Origin of the sequence: Campylobacter concisus, assembly GCF_003048535.1 — a bacterium.
GTDB classification, from domain to species: domain Bacteria; phylum Campylobacterota; class Campylobacteria; order Campylobacterales; family Campylobacteraceae; genus Campylobacter_A; species Campylobacter_A concisus_S.
In genome coordinates, this window is the sequence record NZ_PIRQ01000016.1 from 1 (window position 1) to 1622 (window position 1622).

General features: G+C 32.9%; 2 protein-coding genes and 2 rRNA genes (1 of these 4 running past the window's edge). 1 reads left to right on the forward strand and 3 read right to left on the reverse strand.

Annotation, left to right across the window (positions count from 1 at the left end):
- On the forward strand, nt 1-202 hold a 202-nt coding region (locus CVS93_RS09655; RefSeq protein ID WP_234400133.1), incomplete at its 5' end, for an Rrf2 family transcriptional regulator.
- 148 nt (nt 203-350) lie between these two features.
- On the opposite strand, the gene CVS93_RS10145 is transcribed toward CVS93_RS09655, so the two are convergent.
- The 3 genes from CVS93_RS10145 to CVS93_RS09670 all read right to left on the reverse strand — a co-directional run.
- Nucleotides 351-797, reverse strand: a complete 447-nt coding sequence (locus CVS93_RS10145; protein WP_107687457.1) for a helix-hairpin-helix domain-containing protein — start codon at nt 795-797, stop codon at nt 351-353.
- 218 nt (nt 798-1015) lie between these two features.
- Nucleotides 1016-1134 (reverse strand): 5S ribosomal RNA (gene rrf, locus CVS93_RS09665).
- A 133-nt stretch (nt 1135-1267) separates the two neighbouring features.
- Nucleotides 1268-1622: ribosomal RNA gene (locus tag CVS93_RS09670) — 23S ribosomal RNA — on the reverse strand; it runs 2548 nt beyond the window's last position.

Sequence of the window (1622 nt, forward strand, 5' to 3'; positions counted from 1 at the left end):
AACCCTCCTTCAAATTTTTAACGCAGTAAATAATAAAGAAAAACTTTTTAAGATCCACTCTGACTCACCTAAAGCTTGCCCACTTGGTGGCAAGATCGAGGGACTTTTAACCAACCACTTCCTAAAAGCACAAGAAGCTTTAGAGGATAGTTTAAGAAGCATTACTTTACAAGATCTATTAGATGAGCTTATTAATTTATAAAATTTAAAAAGTAGACAAACTAGGTTATAGAATTTAAAAAGCAGGCAGATATATAAAAACCAATCTATTTTATTTATTAGGAACGCTATGCGCTCCTAACTATTTTTATATATCTTTATGTAGGAATTTTTATAAATTTCTAGCTTTATTACTCTTTGCTTTTCTCTTTTTTAGCTTTACTCTTTTTCTCTGTTTTATCTTTTAGCTTTTCTTTCTTATCTTTTATCTCTTTTATACTATCATCTTTAGCACTATCTTTTTTCTCTTTTACTTCATCACTCTTTTTACTTGCTTTTTCTTTTATCTCATCTTTTTTAGATTTTATTTTTGATTTTGTGTCATCTATCTTTGTAGTGCCTGATACTGATATATCTGATTTTAAATTTTCAAATGTCTTATCGCCTATACCATTTACATTTTTTATATCTTCTATTGAGTTAAATTTATTCGCTTTTCTATACTCTATTATTGCATCTGCCTTTGAAGAACCTATACCATCTAAACTCATTAACTCTTCTTTTGTGGCGGTGTTTAAATTTATGGCTGCTAGTAATGTAGAAGCTGCTGCTAATAGTGAGAATATAATCTTTTTCATTTTTGTCCTTTTTGGGTAAATTTGGGTTTGGAGTCTATCATATTTGGTGTTTTTAGTCAACACTTGTATAAAAGCATAAACTAAAAGATATTTAAAACATAGAGATAAAAAGTCTAATTATTTAAAAATATAAATAAATTTTAGATTTGATATTTTGTTATAAATTAAAAAAATATTAAAAGAAGATTGTTTAGATAAAGAAGATTAAAAATTAACAAAGCCCGCAACGACCTACTTTTCCAACATCCCAGTAAGGGAGAGTATCATCAGCCAGGACGAGCTTAGCTTCTTGGTTCGAGATGGAGCAAGGCGTTTCCTCGTCTGTATAGTCACGGGCAGTGTTAAATAAAAAATATATCAGATAAATCTCTTATTTAACACTACTTGATAAAGTTAAAAGTCATAAACAAAGTCTTATAAAAACATATCTTATTAAGTTTTTATCCTTAACAAGGAAGTGATGCTTATTAAAAGATAAGCAGACGAGCTATTAGTACTGGTCAGCTAAAGGACTTTCATCCATTACACACCCAGCCTATCAAACACATAGTCTATATGAGCTCTTAAAAGAAGATTCATCTTGGAGTTGGCTTCCTGCTTAGATGCTTTCAGCAGTTATCACATCCCAACATAGCTACCGAGCGGTGCTCTTGGCAGAACAACTCGTACACCAGTGGTTGGTTCGACCCGGTCCTCTCGTACTAGGGTCAACTCTCCTCAATCTTCTTACGCCCACGGCAGATAGGGACCGAACTGTCTCACGACGTTCTGAACCCAGCTCGCGTACCGCTTTAAATGGCGAACAGCCATACCCTTGGGACCTGC